Genomic DNA, 26,249 nt, shown 5'->3' on the forward strand with positions numbered 1-26,249 from the left:
AAAATAGGTATTTTAGTAACTTTGCATTGTATTAAACATTTTATGGAAAGATCTGAATCATATATTAAACTTAAAGGAGATAAAGTTATCGAGCAAGTTCCATCATTGAAGGACAAAGCAATGAGAATAAACTTTAACGAAAATATCTACGGAACTTTTGCCGAAATTGGTGCTGGTCAGGAAACAGTAAGGCATTTTTTCAGAGCGGGAGGTTCATCTGGAACAATTGCAAAAGCAATGTCTGCTTACGATAAAGATTTTAGTGATGCTATTTACGGCATTGAAGATGATGGTAGATATGTGACTGAAAGTCGTTTGAAAAACATGTTAAGTCACGAAGTTCAGTTGATTGAAAAGCGATTAAGTAGAGACAAACATCCAAACAAAATGTTTTTCAGTTATGCCAATACGGTTTCCACAATTGATTTTGCAAAACAATTTAAAGGTCATGGTTGGGTTGGAATAAAATACCAAGTTGAAGCCGAAGAAGATTACAACGAAATCACATTACACATACGTTTTAAAGAAAATGATGCCAGATTGCAACAAGAAACTCTTGGGGTACTTGGTGTGAATTTGATTTTTGGTGCTTTTTATAAGTATAATGACCCTAAAAAATTATTGCGCTACTTATATGATCATTTAGATAAAGACCAGCTTGAGATTGATACTATTAACTTTTCAGGTCCGCGTTTCGCAAATGTTGATAATCGATTAATGAGTTTGCAGTTAGTAAAAAATGGCATGACAGATGCGGTGATGTTTGGTCCAGATGGTCAAAATATTCTTCCTGCCTCTATTTTATACAAAAAAAATATCTTAGCATTAAGAGGAAGTTTCCGTCCAGTTACTCAAGTAAATATGGACATGTATGAAAGATCATTGAAAATGTTCTTAGAAGAAAGCAAAGTTGAAAAAGAAAATGCTTTAGTAGTTTTTGAAATTACTTTATCAAATTTACGTTCTGAAGGTGAAATTGATGAAAGAGATTTTATGGATAGAGCTGAACTGTTGTGTGCGCTAGGTCAAACCGTAATGATTTCAAATTTCCAAGAATATTATAAAGTGGTTGAATATTTTGCTAGTTATACCAAAGCCAGAATGGGATTAGCAATGGGAGTGAATAATTTGGTTGACATTTTTGATGAAAAATACTATCGTCATTTGAGTGGTGGAATTCTAGAAGCATTTGGAAAACTATTTTATCGTGATTTAAAAGTATTCTTGTATCCAATGGAAGATGAAAACGGAGAGATTATTAATTCTCAAAATCTAAAAGTACACCCAAGGATGAAAGAATTGTATAAATTCTTTGCTTATAATGGAAAAGTAGTAGATATCACTGATTTTGATAAATCACATCTTAAAATTTTCTCTCGTGAAGTTTTAAAAATGATTAACACAGGTACTCCTGGTTGGGAAGAACTACTTCCAGAAGGGATTGCAGAAATTATAAAGAAACACCAACTATTCGGGTATAATCCAGATAAAATATTGCAAAAAGCATAAACAAAAAGCCAAGAAATATCTTGGCTCTTTTATTTATTTTAATATTTGAGCAGCGTGTGCTTTAGTTTTAACATCGGTAATAACTTCATCAATTATTCCTTCTTCGTTGATAATAAAGGTAGTTCTGTTGATGCCTTCATATTCTCTTCCCATGAATTTTTTTGGTCCCCAAACCCCAAAAGCTTGAATGACTGTTTTATCTTCATCTGCTATCAATGGAAAAGGAAGATTAAATTTGGTTTTAAATTTGCCTTGAGCTTTGGCACTGTCCGCGCTTACACCAAGTAATTCATAATTGTTAGCTTTAAAACGTTCAAAATTATCTCTCAAATCACAAGCTTCTGCAGTACAACCTGGAGTGTCTGCTTTGGGATAAAAGAAAACAACCAGCTTCTTTCCAGCATAATCTTCTAATTGGTGAAATTTATTGTCTTGATCAAAACCCGAAAAATCAGGTGCTTTATCTTCTTTTTGTAGTGTTGTCATATTTTGATATATTAGTTTTATAAATTTACATTCAAATTTAAACTAAAATGACAAAACAAGAACGTGCAACAGTTGTTATAAATACGTTAAAACAAATTTATCCCGAGATTCCAATTCCACTAAATCATAAAGATCCGTACACTTTACTCATTGCCGTTTTACTTTCGGCACAATGTACTGATGTTCGAGTAAATCAAATTACTCCTATCCTATTTGCAGAAGCTGATAATCCATATGATATGGTGAAACTTTCGGTAGAAGAAATTAAGGAAATAATTCGCCCATGTGGACTTTCACCAATGAAGTCAAAAGGAATTCATGGATTATCAGAAATATTAATCGCAAAACATAATGGGCTGGTTCCGCAGTCATTTGAAGCCTTGGAAGCTTTACCAGCTGTAGGGCATAAGACAGCTAGTGTTGTAATGTCTCAAGCATTTGGAGTTCCAGCTTTTCCAGTTGACACGCATATTCATCGTTTGATGTATCGCTGGAATTTAACAAATGGAAAAAATGTAGTGCAAACCGAAAAAGATGCCAAAGCTATTTTTCCAATAGAATTATGGAACGAATTGCACCTTCAGATTATTTGGTATGGCAGAGAATATTGTCCGGCACGAGGCTGGGATTTAGAGAAAGATTCAATTACAAAATTAATTGGAAGGAAAACGGTGTTGGATGAGTATTATAAAAAAAAATCCCGTCTCCTTTAGTACGAGACGGGATGTCTTAATTAGCTATGAAATCAAAGTTAATATTACCAATCTTAACAATATTTAATGCACGAGAATATTGAAGGATAAAACGAATAGTTTCATTTTTTGGTAACATTTTTTTGGGTGCTAATTTTCTTTTAGAGTAGAGTTTTGCCATATAAAAATTAATTGAGTTTAATTGATTTATATAATAACGCAAAAAAATATATTTTATTGTTTAAGATGGCAAATAAATTTTATTTTTTTCAATAACTTTTCTTAAATTAGTAATAGCATAACGCATTCTTCCTAAGGTTGTATTAACGCTAACACCTGTAAAATCAGCTATTTCTTTAAAACTCATGTCTGAATAATAACGCATCATAATCACTTCTTTTTGATCGTGAGGTAGCTTTTGAATTATCATTTTTAAATCAATGTCAACTTGACTTTTGATTAATTTTTTTTCGATATCAAGCGAATTGTCTTTTATATTTGAAAAAATAGAGAATTCTTCTGTATCTCTTTTTAGAGGCATTTTTTTGTCATTACGAAATTTATCTATAATAAGGTTACTTGCTATACGCAAAACCCAAGATAGAAATTTACCTTCTTCATTGTAGAATTTTTTGGTTTTCAGCGTGTGAATAACTTTAAAGAAAGTTTCCTGAAAAATATCTTCCGTTAAATCTCTATCCGAAACTTTAGAAAAGATATATCCGTAAATTTTGGATTGGTGTCTGTCAATTAATAAAGCAAGAGAATTTTCATCACCAGCTATATAGTTATTAACTAATATTGCATCAGAAAGGTTTGATTTAGCCATAATATTACCTTTTAGTAAGGGTTAAAAAAGAGATTTTTTAATCTAAAAAGTAATTTTTTTTATAGGCAAATGCAGTTTAATAGTTATATGTAAGCCAAATTTAACATAATTTTTATTAAATAAGCAAATAAAAAAATAATTTTTATTGCTTTTATTTAATTCAATTAAAATAATGTAATCTAATTCTTTAAAAAATATTTATTGCTTTATCATTCATAAGAATAGATTTCATCATTAACCTTATACCAATGCTACCTATTCTACTATAAATTTCTTAACACATTTTTGAGCACCTGAATAAACAGCTAATAAATAGATTCCTTTGGATAGGTTTTTTATATCCACTTCATTAGTTGTTTCGCTTGTAGTAACAACCATAGCACCTAGCATATTATATATTTCTACCTTATCTATAGCAATTTTTGAATTAATATGCACATACTCATTAGCAGGGTTTTGAAACGTAAATCCTTCCAACTCAGACGGAGTTTCTATACCTAACGAACAATTACTTCCCACCACATAAGAAATATATCTTGTTACTGATGCTCCATTAGAATAAGCAAATTTACAAGCATAATTAATTGTTGCACCAATAGTTTGACCTGTTATGGTTTGGGTAAAAATATTCCCTGTAACATTAGTCATTTGAGTTTCAGTAAAAGGGCTTTGTTTCCATAGAAAAGCTACTAAACCTACTCTGCCTGTATCCAACAATTCAAAATTAATTTTAACATCTGTTCCGATGGTTTCGAATGTATAATTATAACCTGTAGTGAATGATGTTGCTATCTGTGCTTGATTATCAGTGCCTGAGCATGATACTGTTGCAGTAGTTGTTGCGTTTAGTGTGATAGGATTATTAACATAAGCATTTCCATTCAAATCGCTTGCCGAAACAGTAAAAGTATAGTTAGTATTTGGTGATAGATTTGGTATTATTACTGATTTTTGAACACCGGATGGATTGGCAAAAGAAATAGTAGTTGAACCATAGGTTATGGTATAAACTACTGTACCTGAGTTGTCATTTGAATTTAACAGTAACTCTATAGTCGAGCCAGTAACTGCTCCCACAGTAGCTGTGAAATTAGTTGGAGCTTGAGTGTCAACTAAAGTATTTTGATAAACTCTGACATAATCTATATTCATTGCGGCTTGCGTAAAACTTGGAGATATTGTACCGGCAGTTCCCCCCATTGCAACATTTAACAACAAATATTGTTCTGCATCAAAAGGCCAAGTACTTGTATTTTTTATAGCAGGATTATAAGTATAATACACAACATTATCTAAAAGAAATGATATTTGAAAAGGTGACCAATTCATAGAATAGATATGATAATTGTTTTGTAAATCAGATGCAATTGTACCACCATTATTCATAGAATTTCCGAAAGAGGAAGGTGTATGCAGCGTACCCTGAATATAATTAACTGGTTGAGATGGGAAAATCCCATGCTCCATAATATCAATTTCACCACATGCTGGCCAGTTTGTAGTTCCGTATGTTGCATCGAAAAAAGCACCATCTTCATTTATATTTTTACCTAACATCCATATTGCTGGCCATGTTCCTGCATCGATTGGTACCTTTGCTCTAACATCTACTCTACCATATTTGAAAGCAAATTTAGAGTTTAATCTAGCTGAAGTATACTCCTTTGTATATCCTTGATCTGTAAAATTTTCTTTTATAGCTACAATATTTAAAAAACCTCCATTCACATAAGAATTCTGTATACGATTAGTATAATGCTGCACTTCGTTGCTAAACCAACTACCGCCAGAAGGCAACTGCGTTTGTTGAAACCAATTATTAGAATTTATGGGACCGTTTGTATCAAACTCATCTGACCAAACTAAATTGTTATAAACCACATCAACTTGTGAAAAGGTGTATTGTGTAACCAGAAAGAATATGAAAATCTGAAATAGTGTCTTTTTTTTCATTGCAATTATTTTTTTTGGGGTTTTAAAAAACTAAATTATATCAGAATCTATGCTTAAATTCTTTTACCATTTTATTTATCATTTACATCATCTATGAATTTTAATTTTTCGTCTTTATTCCAAAGTCCCCAATAGGCTCCAACATCGCCTTCGGCTCCAACTTTCCATGATTCATCAAAAGAGGAAAAATAGAACATTTCAATATTATCATTAGCTGACCAAAGTTGGGCATTGATAAAATATTTCATTGCATTTTCTTTTGATGAAAAAGCACCTCTTAAGCTACCTCCTTCACTCGGCCACCCTGTTTCGGTGATGATGACTTTTTTACCGTTTCCAGCATGATCTGCTTGACCAAACATGGCTTGCATGTGCGCTAATGAATGATCAATATCACAACCTTCCCAATAAGGATAACAGTTAGAAAGAATTACATCACAAGCCTCGGTAATTCTTGGTCGATGAGAAAACTCATAATAAGCATCAACATAACCAACAGGAATTCCTGGTAAAGCTTCTTTAACCTGATTGATATAGTCTAGTAATTCATCCTCTGTTAAATCACCACGATACATAACTTCGTTACCAACAGCTGCTATATCAACACATCCTTCTTTTGCTAAAGTAATAAGTCCTTCGATCTCTGCATCATTCATTTCCTTATCATTGCCCAACCAAGCACCTACTAAAGTTTTAAGTCCATTTTTATGTGCAACTCTAGGAATATGTTCATTCCCTTCAACGCAAGAGAAAGAACGAATCCATTTGGTATAAGGTTTTATGATTTGAATTCTTCTATTAACTTGCTCTTCTGAAATAATATCTCCTGGTTTTTGTCCGTCTTCATACATACTAAAACATATACCATGCATTCCTTTTTTCAGAGTATCTAGCCATAATTGTTCTAGTTTTTCTGTTGAGAAGGTACTTAAATCTACACTATCATGTTGGATATAGTTACCAATCTGTTGTGCATAATTTGTTTCATTTATTGAAGACAGATAGTCTTTTCTATATGACATTTTTAGTTAAATTAAAATTAATACTTTTCATCTACTTTTGGCTCTGGATAATTAGATTTTTATACTTAAAGTATCCTTTATCATCCCATAATCCCCATGATGTTCCTGCTTTTCCTTCGGATTGTATTTTCCAAGATTCATCAAAAGAAGAGAAATAAAATAAATCAATATTCTCTCTTTGAGCCCACAATTGTGTTTTAATATAATACTTCATTACATTTTCTTTTGAAGCAACTGCACCACCAATTACTTCTCCTTCACTTGGCCAACCTGATTCTGCTATAATTACTTTTTTCCCTTGTGCGGCTTCAAGTGTTTTTCGGTATATCTCTTGAAGATAGAATCCGGAGATTCTTATGTCAGCGCCTTCCCAGAAAGGATAACAATTAGCAAGAATAACATCGCAAGCTGCAGTTAATTTTGGTCTGTTTACAAATTCAAAATATGCATCCACATAGCCTACAGGTGTATTTTTGGTTGCTTTTTTGACATGCTCTATGTAATTAATGATTGCTTGTTCGTTCAATTCTTCTCTGTAAAGCACTTCATTTCCAACTGCAGCGATATCAACTAAATCATTTTGCATTAGTTCTATCAGATTTTTAATTTCTATTTCATTCTCTTTGATATCATTACTTATCCAAGCGCCTACTATAGTTTTTAATCCAATTTCTTTTGCAAGTTTAGGTATTTTTTCATGCCCGTTTGTACAAGAAAAAACACGTATCCATTTGGTGTGTGGTTTTAGTATCTCTAATCTTTTTCTTATTTGGTCTTCAGAAATAGCATCTCCTGGTCTTTGCTCATTTTCATATGCGCTAAAACAAATGCCATGCATTCCTTTTCTAAATATAGCAGTAAATTCATCATCCATTTCATCTTTTGACAAATCAGAAAAATCAACTTTTGTTGTGAAGAAGTTAGGGTATTTTTCTTTTAATTCCTTTTCTGACAAAGCATTAATATTGATTTCTGAAAGCAACTTCATTTTGGCGTAACCTGAAGGTTTGATTGCTTTTCTTTTTTCTAATTCTTTTGAGATTTCTTTAGCTTTGTCTTCAGTCAAATCATAATTTCTCATAACCCACATGGCGATTAATGTTCCTAAAATTGGAATTCCTGAGAAAAAAAGTCTTAATCCGGTAACTGCACCCTCAGTTTGTGTTACTGCCCCAGGATGGAAATCTACGAAAGACATAATGATACCTGTTAACAGTCCAGCAATAGCAAAACCAAATTTTACCATCCACCAATAAATAGCTCCAAATATTCCTTCTCTACGTTTACCTGATGTCAACTCATCCATATCGCAAACATCGGCTGTCATTGACATCATCAAAGTAAATAAACTTCCGATACCAAAGGAAAAGAAAGGTAAAGCGAATATAAACATATAGGGTTTTCCCGGAATGAAAAGAAACCAAAGCAAGATGTAACCAAAAATTGAAATTCCCTGACAAACTAAAAATGTTTTCTTCTTTTCCATTTTTTTTGACATCCAAGAAACTATCGGAATTACGACAAAAGTGGTGGACAAAGCGCCTAAACATCCAAAAAGTGTTGGCCAAATGCCAGCATCTGTTGAATTTCCATTAAATAAATAGTAAACAACTATAAAAAAAGTAAAGCCCGCAACTGTATTGAAAGCATTAAAAATAAAAAAAGTAGCTATACAGAGTTTTCTGAAAGGACTGTTTTTAAAAGCTTCTATAAAACTTGAAAAAATTTCTTTTAGGCTGCCTCCCATTGTTCTAAACGTTAAAGGAGAAAAACTCTCTTCGTTTTTAGTTGACTTACTTTTAATGAATATTGCTGGAACCATCGCTAATAGCATACAAGAAATTCCAACCCAAACAGCCAAAGTTCTGGTGGCAGTATCTGCATTTGGAAACCATGTCGGATCATACATAACAACCCAAAACCAAGGTGCTATTACCCAAGCCCATTGTCCAATCCATTGTGATATAGCCATAATACTAGTTCGTTCATGAAAATCATCACTCATTTCGTAACCCATTGCTACAAAAGGAACGCTAAAAATTGATAGCCCCAAATAAAATACAATAGACCATATTAGAAAATAATAGAAATTATATTCTACTCCGCTTTCCCTGTATAATTGCCACATCACAACAAAAGAAATCCCCATAATAATGGCTCCTGTAAACACATACTGTCTTCTTCTTCCCCATTTAGATCTGGTATTGTCTGAAATAAAACCCATAATTGGGTCAATAAAAGCGTCTAATATTCTAGGGAGGAAAAAAGTAATACCCCACATCCATGTTGGCATACCTAAATTTTCAACCAATACAACCATAAAGATTCCTAAGGCAGCAGGAAACATTTGGTTTGCTAACATTCCCAACCCAAAGGCAACTTTCTGTCCGAAGGGCACTTTATTTTGACTAACATTTGTATTTGAACCCATAATTATTTTTTTAAAATGATGTTATTTAATAACCAATTTTTGAATCGTTTGGTTACCGATTTATGCTAATGCAGTGCTTTTGGAACTAAAACATCCTTCATCAACTGCTCTTTGTTTCCATTGTAAGTTTTGGTTATTTTATTTCCGTTTCTGGTTAACCCTTTGAATATTCCTTCATCAACCAAGTCCCATAAGGCATATTTTGCTTGACCATTTAATGTAAATAGACCAAAATGATTTTCAGAGCCTGATGGATTTTTTGAATCTTTCCACTGTTCATCAAAAGCTTCAAAGAAAAAGCATGACATACCTGCTTTGTTTGTCCATTCTCTCATATGTTTGTAAAAAACTGCTTCTTTATATTCATCTGTTGCTTTAGAACCTTCATTACCATAATGCTCATTAGATAAACTCGCCCAACCTGTTTCGCCAATATGTATTGGTTTAGATACTCCTAGGCTTTTCATATATTTATAAACACCGTCGTATTGTGACATGGCATATTCTTTAGCACGAAGCATTGCTGCCTCAATTTTTTCAGTATCCGTTAAATTGCCTTCCTTATCAAGTACTCCCCAAAAGGCAGGATTGTAATGAGTGTCATGCATTGGATAAGTATGCATCGAAATATAATCAACAGCATTTATAAGTTTCTCTAAATCTTCTACATGATAGATCGGATCTCCACCGCCCCATGAAGCAAAATTATCTGAACTGGTTATCCATAAATCGGCTGATAATTTTCCCTCTTTTTTAAGATCTTGTAAATGATTTACCCATTTTAAAATAACGCCAGGTTGTACAAAATAACTTGTGGCCCATTTTACCATAGCTTCATTACCAACGGCAATAATTTTAACGATTTCAGGGTATTGATTTGCCAATTCAACAGCTCTTGCGATTTCGACAGCATTAGCTTCACTTTCAACATCATGATTTGGAGCTAACGGTGTCCATGCATTTTGACAATCTATCCAAGCACCCAACATTACATACATTTCAAAGGTTTGGTCTTCTTTTTTTAGTTGCCTGATAGCTTCCAAAAGATTGGCAGCTTCTTTTAAATGAACATTGTAAGTTCTGAGTATTCTAATTCCCATAGCCGAAAGAATTTTCATGTCTTCTTTTAGTTCTGGTATTGTTGGTTCAACATCTCTCGAAGTTGCCCTAAAACCACCGTAAGAAATTGCTAAATATTTTGGATTGCCAAGTATATCGGCTGCTGTTAGATTTTTATTTGATATCACTTTACTTTCTTCTTTTGGTATTTTCATACTTCCACATCCAAACACTACTAATAGTATTGGAATTATTAAAATAATAGTTAGGAAGTTTTTCATATTGTTACTTTTTTAAAGACACAATGATTTGATTAATATTACTTTTTCTTTCAAAAACAAGTTTTGAAGTTGCTTCATCTAAACTTAGGTTTTCAAAAACACTTGATGCATTATTTTCAAAAAGAACCTCCAAATTATCATTATCAGCTAATTTGTATATGATTGGAATTTGGCAATAAGTGAAACATAAAGAATTTGCCTCTAATTGAATTTCAGCTTTTTCATTGCTTTTTGTAACCCAATTAAATGTTTTTGGAGCTTGTAAAAATTCATTTCTTCTTAGCAATCGTGGGTTGAATATGATTTTACCTTCTTTCACAAAAACACCAACTTCACCTATTCTGCATAATATATCTTCCTTTACTTGTCCGGTCATTCCTGGTTGTTGTGCTCCTTTACCTGCAGGTGTATGTGAATAAGGATCAGTTGGGAAAGCTCCGTACAATTCGGGTGATTTGTGCACACCAATTCCAGCATTAATCTCATAATAATGGTCTAAAAGTTTACCAATTATTACTTCATCTTCTTTTGAATTTATGGCTAATAAACAATTTTCTTGAACGGCTACTAACAATTTAGAAACCATGTGCCAATAAATTGAACCTAAACCTTCATATCCGTAAAATGTTCCTGAACGACCTGTAAAAGCTTTATGATTGAATACTTCCTCGTACATTTCTAATAATAAGCTAGAATCTTTTTCAACTAAAGCTTTGTATTTTCCTTGATTTAAATTAGATAAAGCCGTTTTTAAAACATTTGCATTGTTGAAATTACCATTAAAGTGATAGTGTCCTAAGACATCTTTTTCAACGATTTGAGTATTTCCATCTTGCATCAATTGCATAATCAATTGCGATTTTTCCACCTTATCAGTAGCGATGTTATTTTTTTTGTCAAACCTTGGTAATTCTTTGTTTGGATACAAAATATAACTGTATTGATCTTGTCTGAATAAGGCACTGCTTTTTAATCCATCTAAAACTTGTAAGGCTTCTTTTGGTGATAACATACCTGAACTTAAAACGGCAACTTGACCTTCAAGCATTTCAGGAAGGTATGAAATAGACACTTCATTTTCGTTTTTAACAGTCATTAAGTTATAAGCATGATACATATTATCTACTCTTTTATTTGCCTTAATGGTGTGCGCTAAAAATTCTTTAAGTACTTCAAAAAATCCTAAAAGCTCATTTTTGGAAATGGATTTTTTTGAACCTTTAAATCCATTTTTATAGATGGACAATCTGTAGTTGCTACCTGCATTTCCTAAGCCATCTAAAACATTTTTTCTGTTCTTATCAGAAATTTTATCAGTGAGTAAATTTTTATTATTTACTAAAGTTGATACTACTTCATTGAAAAAATCAGTCAATTCTTCTGATAACTCTATTTTATCTACAGTTGATTTTACAATCACTTTTTCGTAAAAAAGAATAAATCGGTTTAAATAAGATAACGTAACCATAGAAACACCATTTCCAACTAAAGCGTTGTTGGCGTCATTCCACTCCGGACGTTGGGTATTCATCCAAATTCCTCCTTCCGGAATAAAGTTTGATACTTTTGCCAAAAGGGTTGCTAGTAATTTTTCGGTTAAATTTACTTGATAGATATTTGAATTTGCATCTAATATAAGTGCTCCGTCTGAACCATTTTCGTTTCTTAATTGTCTAATTTCACCATCTAATTTATAGTCGAAATCTATAGTGTCTTTTGGATTTAAAAGCGTATCCTGATAGCTTTTTATTTTATAGGGTACGTTGGCATATACAAAAATATTTTGTGTAAATCGTGTTTCTAAAAGGCTTGGATAATGATTTTCAATAAATTCAAGAAACTTAAGTAAATAGATAATTTGGTGATCCCCCCAATATCCTATATATGACCATGGATCATGTTCTTCAATAGCTTCCCAATCAAATCCGCTTTTCGTAACACGATACGGATTGTAACCATCAAAAGTTGTGGCATTAAGAAACTTATGAATCATACTTTCAATGAATTCAGGAAAAGAATGCGCCAATGCTTCCCAGTTTTGGAAAATATCTCTCCAGTTTCCTTCATAATCTAGAATTTTTGACCCGTCAATCTCGCTTCGAGTATTGATAGAAAACTTATTCCATGGACGGCTTGGATCACCATGACGACGGCTAAATTTAAGTGGTAAATATTCGAAACAAAGACGTTTAAAGTTACTGTCTTCAATGGTGCTGGCACTGTTTTTTAAATCATCTAATGAAAAATATTCTGGCAAAGAAATAAGCAAATCGTGATTGTTCTTAAAAACAGATATATTGGCTTTTTCAAAATATTTTAAAAAATCTTGTTTTTCAATTGTATAACCATTGTCAAAGATACCACCTCTCATGATGTTGAAAAGAGTATTTGAAAAATGTCTGGTATTTGTTAACTCATCTTGTGTGATTTGTAAACCATCGGATGAAGCTGTTAATGCTATTAGATTTTTTGTTCCCAATTCTACATCTTGCTGAATAAGACTAACCAAATCTTTTTCATTTTTAATAAACTCAGCTAACTCAGTGACTTTAGAAATGGTCTGATTTACATTGGCTACAAAAAACCAATTCTTTTCTGATTTTGCTCCCAAGTTAATTGAAGAACTTATAAAATACGCGCCTCGTTCCGCTTTAATGTCTACTTCTTGTTGAATTTCATTTCCTTTTCTAAAATCATCAAGTTGTAAAGAAGAGATTAAATAAGTTGGCGACTCAATTCCGGAAGACCAAACAATATTAGTTTTTAAACATTCGCTGGGTTCTGCCTTATCAACAATGATAGCACTTAAAGAATAAATTCCGATTCCAACATTGGCTAGTAATTCGCATTTTTTATAAGCATCTACTAAATTACTTTTACTGCTTTGCAAATCTTCATTTACACCATTTGGCAAAATATTTTGAACACCATCTAATAAGGTAATTTCAACATTATTTTGAGTGTTATTTATTAGTGTTGCCTTTTTAATAAATCCAAATTTATCACTTGAATTCCATTGATATCTATATGTTAAATTTAAATCCTCATTGATTTCTTCAAAAATTATTTTATTACCGTAATTATTTTTATAAAGGTTTCGAGATGTATTATAAACGCCTGTTTGTCTGATAGAGAAGGGTTCCCAAACAACAGTTTTAGCATTTGAATGAATTTGAAAAATGGTTTTGCTACCTGTTACTTCAGCGTTTTCTGTTATTTTATCATCAGTGTAATAAGGAAACAATGCATTATCACTATCCTTTCTACCGGCAGATAATCCGCCATTACTTGAAATAAACATCCAATGGTTTGAATCGCTTACAATGCTCATAAAAAAAGGTCGCATTGCATCACTATTTGATATTTTATAATACTTCTCGTTTTCGAAAGTCACCCATTCCACTTTACTATTCTTTGCTTCCATTGAAACCTTGTTTGCTTAAGTTATTTAATTTATTTTTTTGATGAATTCATTTTTAATTGTCCTGATGAATTTCCTTTAGTTAACGAAAATTATTCCGGCGTCTTATAATCCTGAGAAACTTTTAAACCAAAAAGTATCTGTTTTTTTGATATGCTTATTTATTACTTATTAAAATGGTTTGAATTGAATGTGCCAGTGCATTTAAATTAGCCGATTTGGATAGTAGAGACACACTATAATTTATATTTTTATCACTAGTATTCATGACAACAATAGCCAAACTTCCATCTGTATTTTTAAAAGCAGTTGTTAATAAGGAATTACTTGTTGAAACACTTGAAATTCTTTTGGCTCCTGGACGAATAAATTTTGAAAAATGCCCAATATAATAATAGGAGTTTGTGAAAGTAAGTTCGTCTGTTTTTGAATTGCTATGAACGGGTGCAAAACAGAGATTTCCAACATGATTTGGTCCGCCAGTTTCATCTAGTAAAATGTTCCAATCGGTCCAAGCCACAACCCCATTATTAAAATCATTTATCATTGATTTTCCATATCGCTCTGCTAACTTTGGATCTTCATTTTTTATTCTTTCTAAATTATAACTTTCATTACAACCTTCTGTGAAAATTAAATTTTTATCAGGATAAGCTTCACGTACATACTTAACTGCATCATACATTGGTATACCATCTTTCCAGTCTTCATACCAATGAAAACCAGTTCCCCAAACGTATTTAGAGGCGTCAGGATCATTAAGAATAACGTTGGCTCTTTGAAATAATAAATCTCTGTTATGATCCCAAATAATAATTTTTTTATCGGCTAAACCTTCATTCTTCAATGTTGGTCCTAAATAATTTTTTAAAAAATCGCGTTCTTCCTCTGCTGTATAAATACAAGATTCCCAGCGCTGTAGTGCTAGTGGTTCATTTTGAATCGTTAAACCCCAAATAGGAATAGCTTCTGCCTCATAGGATTTTATAAACTTTGCATAATAATTTGCCCACGACTGAAAATATTCAGGTAGTAATTTACCTCCATTTAGCATACTATTGTTTGATTTCATAAATGCCGGTGGACTCCATGGGCTAACATACAATATTAACTTATTCCCTGCAGCTTCGATAGCCTTTTTAATAAATGGAATACGAAATTTTTTATCGTGTTCAATAGAAAAAGTTTTAAGAGATTTATCTCCTTCAGCAACATAAGTATAACTTTCTGACGAAAAATCACAGCTATGAATAGAAGTTCTTGCCAATGAATAACCAATACCTCTTTCTTGATCATAATAGGCTTCTAAAAACTTTTTCTGATTATTTTTTGACAATTTGTAAAAAGTTTCCGCAGATGCATCAGTTATGGCTCCACCTATACCTATAAAAGTTTGAAATTCTTTACTAGGATCAACATCGATAGAAGCATCTGTTTCAAGAGGTTGCTTAAATTCTTGGAGTTTTAATGAATCAGCAACACTCAATTTTAAATTAGAATGATTTACTGTGGTATAAACTGATATTTTTATAGTTTTCAAGTTTAAAACTTTATTCGCATTATTTTCTTGTGTAATTTGACTATTCGCTTTTATTGAAATACAACAAATCAACAACAGTCCAATAAACGGAAATGTTTTTAAAGTAATATGTATATTCAATAATTGCATGTTGATTTGTCTAATAAAATCTTTAATAAACTTGAAAAATAAGGTTAATCATAAATTTATGATTAACCTTATCTCTTAGCTTTTTTATATTTATTGATAAACTCTTACGTAATCAACATACATTGTTTGAGGAAAAGTTGTTGCACTATTAGGTGGACCTACATAAGAACCACCAACAGCAAGATTAAGAATCATATAAAAAGTATGGTCGTAAACCCATTCTCCGGTAACTTTATCTGGTGTAATTTGATTGTATAAAACATCATCTACATAAAAGTTTATATAATTTTTACCCCATTCAATACCAAAAATGTGAAAATCAGTATCGAAGCGGTCATTAATCAAATCATAACTTTTGGTAATGGCACTACCTCCTGAATAACCTGGTCCATGAACAGTTCCGTGAGTTATAGTTGGTTCTTGACCTTTATACTCCATAATATCAATTTCACCACAAAGAGGCCAAGTTACAGTATCAGAATTAGCTCCTAACAACCAAAATGCTGGCCATATTCCTTGTCCTGATGGCATTTTAATTCTTGCTTCAAATCGACCATATTTTTGTTCAAACAATCCTTTGGATAATAATCTTGCCGAGGTATATTCTGAACCCATAAAGGCTTGCTTTCTTGCAGTAATTTGTAACATACCATCTGCTACTTTAACATTATCAGAACTGTCGGTATAATATTCTAGCTCATTATTTCCCCAACCATTATTACCAGTTCCAATATTATAAGACCAGATAGCGCTATTAGGTGCACCGTCTGTATCAAATTCATCCTGCATCACTAACTTATTGAATTTTGTAACTTTTTGTTTTTCATCATTTGAACAACTTGAAGCTACAATCAATAAAGCGGTTATAAGCAAACATTTTGTTACTGCTTGCAAATACGATTTAGTATATATATTCTGCTTAGACATATTTTTTTTTATGTTATTAAATTGATTTATCTGATTCATATTTTTAAATTTTTATAATTGTTTACTACGTCTATTTAATTATGAAAATAGATATTATCTAAATGAATATCTCCATTGCCATCAAACTTAAGTTGTATGACATCTGATAGATTAACAGGTGAAAAATCACTTAATGGAATTTCCACACTTTGCCACCCTGCAGTTGGCACAGTTAAAACTTTAGATTTTTCTACAGGACCGGTACTTATTAAATAGGTATTAAGTGATGTTGAGTTAGCAGTCCAATAGTCAATGTGTAAGAAGGTCATTGCAGATACATTTTGACTGCTGCCAAGTTGAATACCTTGATAATTTAATCCGGCATATTTTAGCGTTGTATTTCCAGCAATAACTGGTTGTGTTACAATAGTAGCTTGACCCCAATTAGGATTTAAATTAGTTCCTGCGATATTAGTATATGCATTACTAAATACAGAAATTACGTTTCCAGCAGATACAGTAGGCGTTGGTGCAGCAACTGTTGGTGCATTAGGTTGTGCGTAAAAATACATATTATCAACAAGGATATTTGAAATTGTTGCATCAGAAATAAATAATATCTGTGCTAAATGGCTTCTACTTGTTAATCCTGAAAAATTAGCCAGCGGGATATCAAAACTTACCCAACTTCCTGTTGTTAAATTAGCATTAGTATAATTAACCGACCCATTTGTATCATCACCACCACCATATACTGCATTTGCACCAAAATCACCTAACTGAATTCTAATATGATCCCCAGCTGTCATAGCTTCTTGTACTTGAATATCGACATGAAAATGTGTCATTGCTGTAGCATTAACTGTAGGTTGAGAGAACTGAGTACCAACGAAATTAAGTTGAGTATATCTAATAATATCATCTCCATTTATATTAATATCTGCTTGTCCTTGTGTAGTTTGATAAGGCGCGTAATAACCATTGTAATATTCTACCGGTACATTGGTGTAAGCATTACTGAAAATAGAAATAACATTTGCAGCATCTCGGGTTGGAGTTGGTGCTGGTGTAAATACACCTAATGAATTAATAGTATAAGAACCCTTTGCATCAACACCACCTAATTTTGCAGTTATTACAGTAGTACCTGAACCAATTACATTAATAACACCTAATTCACTTACTGTTGCAACACTTTCGTTTGAAGAATCAAATTTAAAATAACTCGGTGCTACTCCTACGGTTTGGTCTATTCCAGATCCCAAATTAAAGGTTTGTGTTAAACCAGTTATGGTTGTTTTAGAACCAATGAAGGTATTTTCCAATTTATCTACGCCATTAAAAATTGCAGGTCTTGGAAGGGCAAGGTTTCCCAATTTTTCATATTTTACTTCATCTATCCAAAAGGTATAACCTTGACCATTTTCAGGTCCCTCAGAGTACCAAAACATACCTTTTTCACTTGTTAATTTAGATGCATCTGGAATCGGAATAATATATTTTTTCCAGTAAGTAGCTAAAGGAACATTTGTCATAGATACTAAATATTTGTTTTGGTTAAAATCATTACCAAAACCAAGCTCATTGATAGTTGCAGATTGAGATCCTTTTGCCCAAAAAGTTAAAGCATCATATCCTGAAAGGTCACGCCCACCGCCATCTATAAAAACACCACCTACATAGGCACCTGATGGATCGCCAACGTTTGGAACGTCAAATCTCATGGATGCTGATCCTTTATATTTAACATCTGAATCTACATTGAAACCTGTTAATAATGTATTGCCGAAAGCACCATAACCTAAACCTGCACTAAAACCGTCTATAAATACTTCTGCCGTTTTTGGATAAGTTGCTAGTGTGTCATCAGAGAAATCTCTGGTACAACCGATACTAGTTAAAAAAATCAATACAAATAGTACAATGATTTTTAAATTAATAAATTTTACTTTTTTCATTTTATTTTTTTTTTAATTATTTTCCAATATTGATGTGTACATATGTTCTAATTTCCCATTCATTTCCGTTTGGAAATCCTACTGGACTAATAGTTGGTTCTGTTATGAATGGTCCAGAGGTTTGATTTGGGCTAAATCTAGCAGAATATTGGTCAAGAGAACGCCAAGTTCCTCTAATTCCAATTTTGGTGTTAGGCAAAACAAACCAATTTTGTTTTCCAACTGATGTTGATAAATCTAACATCAATTGTAAAGGGTAAGTTAAATTGAAATCACGATGATAATCAAATGGTCCCCAGTCATTAACTTTAACTGAACCAACTAATTTAACTTTATTGTAAATAACTCTTAAGTCACCACCAAATCGCTCTATTACTCTGGCATTACTACCATTAGCTTGTGCATTTCCAAAATAGAAGTTCGTTATAAGCCCAAGATCTGGACTGACTTTTGAGACAATTCTTGTGTTTGATTCCCATAAATCTTTAGCTGGAGTTGAATTTGGGAAAGCAAAAGCTGTACGATTACTTAAGAAACCAATAGCTGCATCCATTGCTGTTGGTTGATGACGGAAAACGAAATCAGAACTTATAGCAAATTTTGCATCTTCTTGCATGTCATTATCCCATTCATAAAACCATGTTGCAGGTGTTGGGTCATAAGTAAGTAAAAGTTCTCCTCCTACTGTTTCTCTGTTAGCTCTTACTGCAAAAGGGTCATCTTGGATATTTCTAAGTCTTCCTGGAGCTAGAACATCATTTGGCATTGGACCAACAAGAGGTTTTTGCCATAAAAAGTTTGGTGCAATTTGAAGATTACCTATTAAATAAGTAAAGCCCGAAAGGAAATTAGTTTGATTTCCACTTCCAGTATCTTTTAATCTCCATCCTGTAAATGTTTTTGTATTATCTGCACCACCATTGGCAACAAGTCCCATTACTGCAGATTGTGCATACCAGTTGAAAGCTCCTTTTGAAAAAGTAATTTTACCTTTTCCACCCCAGTTATCACTTGATTTAATTTTATCATTATATACAGTATAGCTTCCTGATTCTCCGGTAGTGTATTGAAAAGCTCTTCCATTTAAAGGTTGTCCACCCCAAATTCCACCTAGTTCAATACCAACAGCTCCAAATTTTCTTTTAACAGCCAAGGTAGCTTTACGAGTTTTTGGTAGTGGAATAGCAATAGAAGTGTTAGCCTTACCTGCATCAGCTATATCTTCATGATAAACTGCAGTAACATCAAACTTACTGATAGTTCGGCTATATTTTAACAATACTGCTGGGTTAGCACCCCACCATAATTGAGGACCAAAAGCCGCTTTTAAACCATTAAGACTTCTTTTACCGTCTAATTCAAAACCAAGTATTTCTCCATTATAAATGTCTAAATTTTGACCATAATTTGCTTCGGAATATAAATTGAAGAAATCACCTTCATAACCCCAATGATAATGACCAGTTCTATAAAAACCTCTTAAATCAAAATCTTTAGCATTCCACTCATAATTAGCACTATAAACTTGTACACGATTATTATCAGTTAATGTTGTAGTACCGGAATCAGTATTAACGGTCTGTAATCGTCCTCTATTTTCATAAAAAATTTCATCAATTGGGTTATCTGCTATATGCCCAAGAATATTGAAATTTAAATTAGCTCGCATATTAGAGGAAGGATTTCCTTCAACCCCAATAAAGTAAGATTGCATGTGGTCAAAGCCAAGTTTATTAGGGTATACAGCAGTAGCAGGATCAGCATCATCAGGAGTTGTTATTAAACTACCACCTGTATTAAAAGTTGTAAATTCAGCTCTTAAATTGCTTAACTTAAGCATATCATTACTTGCGCTTCCTAAAGTAGCTTTATCACCACGTGCTTTTAAGACTGCGTCCATTAAATTAATATTTGCAAAAGCATTATCAACATAATCAAGTGTTGCTCCTTTTGCATAAGGATCTACATTGTGTGCTTCTTTCAATGCATAATAGGCTGCTCGCGGGTACAATTCGTATAAACCACGATCATTTGTTGTTCCTTTAGCACATATACCAAACCATTCTTCATTCATATTGTTTTCGCCTTTTTTATAGTCGGATTGATAACCACCATTGGACCAAGAAGCATTATTATCGTGAATGTCTAGATTTTTTGTTTGCCCAAATTTCCACCAACCATCACTGAATTGAAAAGTAAAACCACCAAGAGAATTACCTACCTTTCCTAATCCAGCTGCATTTTCGTATATTTCTTTCCAATTATTAACCATATAAAATGCTTGTGATTTTTGGTCTTCTTTATTGTCTAAAGCATTAAAAGCATCTGCACCAAACTCACTAAATAATACTGGTTTGTTCAGCGTTTGTTTAACTCTTTGAAAAACATCTCCAAAAGAAGATCCTCTGTAAACATTAGTTCCTAAAATATCTATGTCTGGACAATCTTTGGCAATAATATCCAAAAACAATAAATCTCCATTACAAATAGCTATTGGATGGGATTTGTCAATAGCCTTCATGGCAACTACAGCTTCGTTAAAAAGTTTGTATAAATGAGCTGCACGTTGAGTAGATTTTCTATCTTCTAAAGGAATATCTTCAGTTTCTGCACCATCCCAAAAAAGACCATAATTGTTTTCATTTCCTAATAGAAACAATAGTAATCCTGGTGTGTTCTTATAAGTTTCAGCCATTTCAGTAGACTCTTTTATAAGTAAATCATGAGTAAGTGGATTGGAATATTCGGTATTTGGCACCCATGCTCCATTTAAAGTTAGTCCATAACGACCAAACGTATGATTAAGCATCGTATAAATGCCATATTTTTCATAAATATATTGAATCCATTTTGGCTGGATTCCAGTGTATTGTCTTATTACATTGACTCCCATGTTTTTTAACAAAGACATTTCAGAATCAAGTGCAGCCTTAATAACTTCATCTGATTGTTTCCACAAACTGTAGTTATAATTAGTACCAATTGGAAAATAATCCCAGTTCATACCGTTTATCATTAAATCTTTCCCATCGACCACTAATTTCATTCCTTTTTCATTACTAACAATTGTAACATTATTAGATTGTGTAAAAGCAGGTGTTGTCAATAAAAAAAGTACTACTCTTAGAAAATTTTTTTTCATGTTTATATTAATTTTAAGTTGGTTCATTTAATTGAGATTAAGAGAAGGAATTGTGTTCCTAAATTTGTTATAATATTCATTATTTATATAAAGTTTTATCTTAAAATATTTTAAAATTAAATTGTGTTAAGTAATTTATAAAAATATAATAAACATTAAATAAACTGCTTTAAACTACCACAACAAAAAACATACAATTAAAAAAAAATGAATTATTTTATATACTATTTAAAAAAACATCAGTTTTTATATGGAATTAAGAATGTTTTATAAATAAAAAAAAACTAACAATAAGTTGTTTTAATTTATTTTGTAGTGGTGTTGTATAGGTAAATATTAACTTGTGATGTAATTATACAGATAAAATATATTCAACAAGCCCTTGTTCGTGTGGTAAATCCATTTTTTTACGCAAACGATATCGTTTTATCTCTACACTTCTAACAGAAATATTAAGCAATGGAGCAATTTCTTTTGATGATAAATTTAATCTAAGGTAGGCACAAAGTCTCAAGTCATTAGGAGTAAGTAACGAATGAGCTTGCTTAACTTTTTTCAAAAAATCTTTATCTGCACTATCAAAAGCATCTCTGAATACATTCCATGAATCTTCTTCATTTATGTTCTGAGTAATAGTAGAAATTACTGACTTTAAGTTACGATTACCTTCATCAGATGTTTTATTTAAATCGTCTTTGATTAAAGCTAATAATTTATTTTTTTCTATCAAATTCATGGTAGAAACGGCTAGCTCTTTATTCTTACTATCTACATCTTTAGTTAATTGCTCATTTTTCACCATCATTAATTGTCTAGAGTTTTCAAGCTCATTTAATTCTAATAAAAGGTTATTCTCCTCTATTAATTTTTCTCTTTGTCTATGATAATAAATTTTGTATTTTTTATTTATAAAATACGCCATACAAAGAATTAATAAAAAATAAGCAAACAATGCTAAATTGGTTGTATACCATGGTTTTAGTATAGTAAATGAATAAACAGCAACATTCTCAGGCAAGGAATTAGCAATTTTGGCTTTAACCTTAAAAACATATGTTCCTGGAGACAAATTTTTAAAATTAACAGATGATTTTGAATCCCATACACTCCATTCATACTGAAGTCCTTCTAATAAATATTGGTACTCAGTGTTGATATATTTATTATATTCTGGAACAGTGTAACTAATCGTTATATTATTTTCATCGTATTTAAATTCTCCTTCATCAACAATAGAAACATTGCTAATTCGCCCATTAAGCTTATTACTACAAACAGATGCTATAGAAACACTGTAGTTTTTAAAACTCAAATCGTCAATATTTAATGTATAGTAACCATCCGTTGTTCCAATTAAATATTCAGAGTCTGATACCTGATTAATATTTTCATATCCTAACATTGAATTATTAAGAGATGTAGGTATCGGAATAACATTTTTTTTAAGTTGTTTACTTAACTTACTTGAAGAAAAATAATTAATATAATTTTTAGTAAAGACCCAAATTTTATTTGATTTGTCAAGAATTAATTTACCAGAAGTATATTCGTCTTTATCAAAAACAGTACTTAAAAATTTATCTTTTACAAAGATTTTATTATTATTTAGTCTATAAATACCATCCTTGTCGGCATATAAAATTGAGCTGTTAAAATTGATTAAACTTGCATTTTTTCCTTTTTTAGGATTAGCATAAGTAAATACTTTCTCTGCCTTTTCAAACATATTATTAGTGTGAAACCTGAAAACACCTTTATATTCATGACTTATATAAAAATCTAAATCAGTTGTCACACCAAAATTTTTAGCAGAATAATTAAATCCTTTAATCTTATTTTTATATACCCATTGATTATTCTCTTTCTTCAAAACAGAAATTCCAAAATAATTTCCTTGAAATAATATATCTTTTCTACCTGGCATAGGCTCAAATTTCCATGTTCCAGATTGAAAAAAAATATTTTGAGAAGTATCATCATTAATTATAAAAGTCCCTGAATCATGTCCACAAAAAAGTGTTCCGTCATATTGAAATAATGACCAGACTTGCCCTTTAGTTCCGGAAACAAATTTGAATTGTTCATCTCTTTGAAAGGATTTGCAAAACAATCCTTGATTTGTACCAATATACAATTTACCCTTATAAACTATTGAGGCATAAATGGTTCCCAATATACCTGTATTATCAGAAAAACTTTTTATTGGTGATTGAAGATTGATACAATTTATTCCATTATCTAAACCAATCCATAAATTTTTGTCTGTATCTTCAAAGAGCGAAAGTGCAGTATTATTACTTAGTCCAATATTTTGAGTAATATGAAATCTTAAGTTCAAATCTTTGGAAAGTATATAAATTCCATTAGAAACAGTTCCTAATACGAATCCTCCATCAGAAAGTTTTTTACAGCTGTAAATACTACTTGATTGCAAATCAAAATCAACATCTGTACTTTTCTTAGTAATTGAATTGCCAGATAACTCAAAGAAACCATTGCTTTGTGTCAAAATAAGTAAACCGTTATTTGATTTAAATATACCTTTAACTTTGTTTTTTAGTATTATTGGATTATTCGAAAGCAACTTACTCGTTCCATTTTCAATCTCAAATAATCCTTCTGAAAAAGTTTGATAATACAATCCGTTTTCCGTTTTGAAAGATTTAAGAATATTGCTTTTTGGTGTGATAATTGAAAATTTATTTAGCTTGGTATCATAAACATAAATTCTATTTAACGATTGAAAAAGCACCCATTGATCAAATTTAAGTATGTCCCAAAAATGCTCATCATCAAGAATTTTATCTTTAATACCATTACTCAACGAATAATACTTTAATTGCCCATTCATTTGACGTTTCCAATAGCCAAATTCCATGTAACAACCAGTATAAATTTTATCATCAATTACCTTAACTGATCGAATGATTGTTTCATTCGGTGATGGATAAAGTGTCCAGTTAGAACCGTTGAATTCTAATAAGCCTTCGTTATTTGCAAAAAACATAAAATGATTAGCATCTTGAGCAATCATCCAGTTTTGATTACCAGCTGCATAACTTGTTGGAGAATATTTTACAATTGGTGGCAATTCTTGTGCAAAAAGAGGTATACTTAAAAATAGTGTTAAAACTATTTTATTAAAATATCTTTTGATATGTGTTGATTTTTGAGTTGTCATAGTATTACAATAATACGAAATCAAAAAATAAATTTATGAATTTGTTTTGAAAAAATAAAAAAAAGAAGAGCACAAAATTTCTTTTGTGCTCTTCAAAATTAATTAACTTAAACTTATTGTTTGATAAATCTTGTTGAAGAAACATTTCCATTAATAGAAGTTTTTACAACATAAACTCCAACTTGTAAACTAGCAACATCTAGAGTTACTAACTCGCTTTTAGGAGATTGCGAAATAACTTCTTGTCCTAAAAGATTGTAAACTGAAACTTTTTCAATACTCATAGCTGACTCAATGTTTAAAACATTGGTAGCAGGATTTGGATACAATTTAACATTTGAAACTTCAAAATTATCATTTGCTAAAGTTGTATTTTTGTGTAAATAAAGATTATCATAATAAACTGTTCCTAAATTAGAAGTGATTACAAATTGTACAAAATCAGTATTATTTGGAGCGTTTATAGCAGTAAAGCTAGTTAATGGAAGGTCTATTGAAATCCAATTTCCTTCTGAACCGCTTGTCAAAATATTTGCATTAGTAGCAGAATACTCGTAGGCATTTGTTTCTCCTGTACCACCACTCCAGTTAGAAAATTTAAAATTAAAACTTTTGTCCTGAGTTGGAGTAGCTGTCCAAATATCCATGTGGAAACGAGTAAATCCAGCAGCACTAAATCTACCTGCTAAAAAAGTAATACCTTCACATCCTAAGCCAGCGATTTTATTAGTATTATTTCCAGCAACTTGTACTAAAGTAGTATTAGCACCACACCAAGAATTATTGTAAGTATTATCATCACCTGTGTAACCGATTACACTTATTGGCGCATATGCATCACTAAATATCGATTTTACGTCAGCAACAGGTCTGTTTGGAGGAGTTGGTGCTGCTGTAGCAGGAGCTGGATCTACTGGTGCAGTTCCAAGTGGACCTTTGATATTATCTACATAAAAAGTTCTTGCTGGTGTTGGACAAGTTGTTGGAGTAAAAAATTCTGTTCTACCTGGTTCCCAATAAGCGTGTATAACAAAACCACTATATACACCATTTGCTGGTGCTGCTTGACCATCTAAAGAGGTATCAAATGTAAATGAAATTGTTTGCCATGTGCTTCCTCCAGTGTGTGTAGCAGATGCTGCAACTATAGCTGGTCCGCCAGTACCTCCTGTAACTTTAACTAAGAATGTTATTGGAGTCGCTGAAAAAACATCCATAGTCATTGTCTTTGTAGTTGTCAAATTAACTAGAGAAGTTAAAGTTAAATTAACTCCTTGCCAAGGTTGACCCGCAGTATTTCCAACTAATTTTAGCACTTGTGTGGTGTTAGTTCCAGTACCTGCCTCAACAACAGGAGCAGGGAAGTCACCAAAAGCTCCGCCAACAGATCCACTTTCTCCTGGTTCAAACCCTAATAAAAGGTCTTGTGAATGTCCAAATGAGAAAATCATAAGGAAAATAAATAAAGTAATTTTTTTCATAATAATTTGATTTTAAGTTAAACTCAAATTTACGCAAGTGTAAGGAGATATGATTTTTTATGCAGGTATATAAAAACTATACAAAATAAAAAAAAATGTAATCCTTCAAATTTAAACATATAACCCTATATCAATGGTGTTTATAGCATTGTTAAAATAACAGTTATTAACTTTTTGATGTGGTAATGTTGTGGAAATTATATTTAATTATAACGACTTTATAGTTCTC

At 31.7% G+C, this 26,249-nt stretch carries 16 protein-coding genes; 2 read left to right on the plus strand and 14 right to left on the minus strand.

Going from position 1 to position 26,249, the window contains the following annotated elements; genetic code table 11:
* Window positions 1–42: 42 nt before the first annotated feature.
* On the plus strand, window positions 43–1,509 hold the full coding sequence (locus QWY90_RS08080) for a TonB-dependent receptor (protein WP_290285360.1): 1,467 nt from the start codon (window positions 43–45) through the stop codon (window positions 1,507–1,509).
* 33 nt (window positions 1,510–1,542) lie between these two features.
* Here the strand turns inward: QWY90_RS08080 and bcp are convergent, their stop codons facing one another.
* Window positions 1,543–1,995: a thioredoxin-dependent thiol peroxidase gene (gene bcp, locus QWY90_RS08085; RefSeq protein WP_290285361.1), complete on the minus strand. Its 453-nt coding sequence runs from the start codon at window positions 1,993–1,995 to the stop codon at window positions 1,543–1,545.
* 47 nt (window positions 1,996–2,042) lie between these two features.
* Between bcp and QWY90_RS08090 the strand changes: the two genes are divergently transcribed.
* Window positions 2,043–2,708 (plus strand): endonuclease III domain-containing protein, encoded by a 666-nt coding sequence (locus QWY90_RS08090; RefSeq protein WP_290285362.1) that lies wholly within the window; start codon window positions 2,043–2,045, stop codon window positions 2,706–2,708.
* A 16-nt stretch (window positions 2,709–2,724) separates the two neighbouring features.
* On the opposite strand, the gene QWY90_RS08095 is transcribed toward QWY90_RS08090, so the two are convergent.
* The 13 genes from QWY90_RS08095 to QWY90_RS08155 all read right to left on the minus strand — a co-directional run bounded on the left by QWY90_RS08095 (window position 2,725) and on the right by QWY90_RS08155 (window position 26,020).
* The gene (locus QWY90_RS08095) at window positions 2,725–2,868 is read right to left on the minus strand and encodes a hypothetical protein (protein WP_290285363.1); all 144 of its coding nucleotides are present in this window, start codon (window positions 2,866–2,868) and stop codon (window positions 2,725–2,727) included.
* A 60-nt stretch (window positions 2,869–2,928) separates the two neighbouring features.
* Window positions 2,929–3,516, minus strand: a complete 588-nt coding sequence (locus QWY90_RS08100; protein ID WP_290285364.1) for an RNA polymerase sigma factor — start codon at window positions 3,514–3,516, stop codon at window positions 2,929–2,931.
* Window positions 3,517–3,771: 255 nt separating this feature from the next.
* Window positions 3,772–5,469 carry a family 16 glycosylhydrolase gene (locus tag QWY90_RS08105; protein ID WP_290285365.1) on the minus strand — a complete coding sequence of 566 codons (1,698 nt, stop codon included), beginning with the start codon at window positions 5,467–5,469 and terminating at the stop codon, window positions 3,772–3,774.
* 71 nt (window positions 5,470–5,540) lie between these two features.
* Window positions 5,541–6,491: a glycoside hydrolase family 17 protein gene (locus tag QWY90_RS08110; RefSeq protein ID WP_290285366.1), complete on the minus strand. Its 951-nt coding sequence runs from the start codon at window positions 6,489–6,491 to the stop codon at window positions 5,541–5,543.
* Window positions 6,492–6,522: 31 nt separating this feature from the next.
* Entirely contained in the window at window positions 6,523–8,922 is a 2,400-nt protein-coding gene (locus tag QWY90_RS08115) for an MFS transporter (protein WP_290285367.1), read from the minus strand.
* Between the two features lie 65 nt (window positions 8,923–8,987).
* The gene (locus QWY90_RS08120; protein WP_290285368.1) at window positions 8,988–10,262 is read right to left on the minus strand and encodes a glycosyl hydrolase family 17 protein; all 1,275 of its coding nucleotides are present in this window, start codon (window positions 10,260–10,262) and stop codon (window positions 8,988–8,990) included.
* Between the two features lie 4 nt (window positions 10,263–10,266).
* Window positions 10,267–13,686, minus strand: a complete 3,420-nt coding sequence (locus QWY90_RS08125; protein WP_290285369.1) for a 1,3-beta-D-glucan phosphorylase, GH149 family — start codon at window positions 13,684–13,686, stop codon at window positions 10,267–10,269.
* 154 nt (window positions 13,687–13,840) lie between these two features.
* Window positions 13,841–15,352, minus strand: a complete 1,512-nt coding sequence (locus tag QWY90_RS08130; RefSeq protein ID WP_290285370.1) for a glycoside hydrolase family 30 protein — start codon at window positions 15,350–15,352, stop codon at window positions 13,841–13,843.
* 90 nt (window positions 15,353–15,442) lie between these two features.
* A complete protein-coding gene (locus tag QWY90_RS08135; RefSeq protein WP_290285371.1) occupies window positions 15,443–16,318 on the minus strand; it encodes a glycoside hydrolase family 16 protein in 876 nt (291 codons plus the stop codon).
* Window positions 16,319–16,353: 35 nt separating this feature from the next.
* Complete coding sequence (locus QWY90_RS08140) at window positions 16,354–18,216, minus strand: CIA30 family protein (protein WP_290285372.1); 1,863 nt, start codon at window positions 18,214–18,216, stop codon at window positions 16,354–16,356.
* Window positions 18,217–18,232: 16 nt separating this feature from the next.
* Window positions 18,233–21,358 (minus strand): glycoside hydrolase family 2 TIM barrel-domain containing protein, encoded by a 3,126-nt coding sequence (locus QWY90_RS08145; protein ID WP_290285373.1) that lies wholly within the window; start codon window positions 21,356–21,358, stop codon window positions 18,233–18,235.
* Between the two features lie 352 nt (window positions 21,359–21,710).
* Window positions 21,711–24,539, minus strand: a complete 2,829-nt coding sequence (locus QWY90_RS08150) for a triple tyrosine motif-containing protein (RefSeq protein ID WP_290285374.1) — start codon at window positions 24,537–24,539, stop codon at window positions 21,711–21,713.
* Window positions 24,540–24,652: 113 nt separating this feature from the next.
* On the minus strand, window positions 24,653–26,020 hold the full coding sequence (locus QWY90_RS08155) for a T9SS type A sorting domain-containing protein (RefSeq protein ID WP_290285375.1): 1,368 nt from the start codon (window positions 26,018–26,020) through the stop codon (window positions 24,653–24,655).
* Window positions 26,021–26,249 lie beyond the last annotated feature (229 nt).

The sequence above is a fragment of the Flavobacterium paronense genome, from assembly GCF_030409795.1.
In the GTDB taxonomy this organism is placed as follows: Bacteria; Bacteroidota; Bacteroidia; order Flavobacteriales; family Flavobacteriaceae; genus Flavobacterium; species Flavobacterium paronense.

Bases quoted from the DNA above. Each gene is read 5' to 3' on its own strand.
- QWY90_RS08115 (WP_290285367.1), bottom strand. From the start codon at position 8,922: ATGGGTTCAAATACAAATGTTAGTCAAAATAAAGTGCCCTTCGGACAG.
- QWY90_RS08080 (WP_290285360.1), top strand. From the start codon at position 43: ATGGAAAGATCTGAATCATATATTAAACTTAAAGGAGATAAAGTTATC.
- QWY90_RS08145 (WP_290285373.1), bottom strand. From the start codon at position 21,358: ATGAAAAAAAATTTTCTAAGAGTAGTACTTTTTTTATTGACAACACCT.
- QWY90_RS08095 (WP_290285363.1), bottom strand. From the start codon at position 2,868: ATGGCAAAACTCTACTCTAAAAGAAAATTAGCACCCAAAAAAATGTTA.
- bcp (WP_290285361.1), bottom strand. From the start codon at position 1,995: ATGACAACACTACAAAAAGAAGATAAAGCACCTGATTTTTCGGGTTTT.
- QWY90_RS08090 (WP_290285362.1), top strand. From the start codon at position 2,043: ATGACAAAACAAGAACGTGCAACAGTTGTTATAAATACGTTAAAACAA.
- QWY90_RS08120 (WP_290285368.1), bottom strand. From the start codon at position 10,262: ATGAAAAACTTCCTAACTATTATTTTAATAATTCCAATACTATTAGTA.
- QWY90_RS08130 (WP_290285370.1), bottom strand. From the start codon at position 15,352: ATGCAATTATTGAATATACATATTACTTTAAAAACATTTCCGTTTATT.
- QWY90_RS08135 (WP_290285371.1), bottom strand. From the start codon at position 16,318: ATGAATCAGATAAATCAATTTAATAACATAAAAAAAAATATGTCTAAG.
- QWY90_RS08140 (WP_290285372.1), bottom strand. From the start codon at position 18,216: ATGAAAAAAGTAAAATTTATTAATTTAAAAATCATTGTACTATTTGTA.
- QWY90_RS08100 (WP_290285364.1), bottom strand. From the start codon at position 3,516: ATGGCTAAATCAAACCTTTCTGATGCAATATTAGTTAATAACTATATA.
- QWY90_RS08125 (WP_290285369.1), bottom strand. From the start codon at position 13,686: ATGGAAGCAAAGAATAGTAAAGTGGAATGGGTGACTTTCGAAAACGAG.
- QWY90_RS08105 (WP_290285365.1), bottom strand. From the start codon at position 5,469: ATGAAAAAAAAGACACTATTTCAGATTTTCATATTCTTTCTGGTTACA.
- QWY90_RS08155 (WP_290285375.1), bottom strand. From the start codon at position 26,020: ATGAAAAAAATTACTTTATTTATTTTCCTTATGATTTTCTCATTTGGA.
- QWY90_RS08110 (WP_290285366.1), bottom strand. From the start codon at position 6,491: ATGTCATATAGAAAAGACTATCTGTCTTCAATAAATGAAACAAATTAT.
- QWY90_RS08150 (WP_290285374.1), bottom strand. From the start codon at position 24,539: ATGACAACTCAAAAATCAACACATATCAAAAGATATTTTAATAAAATA.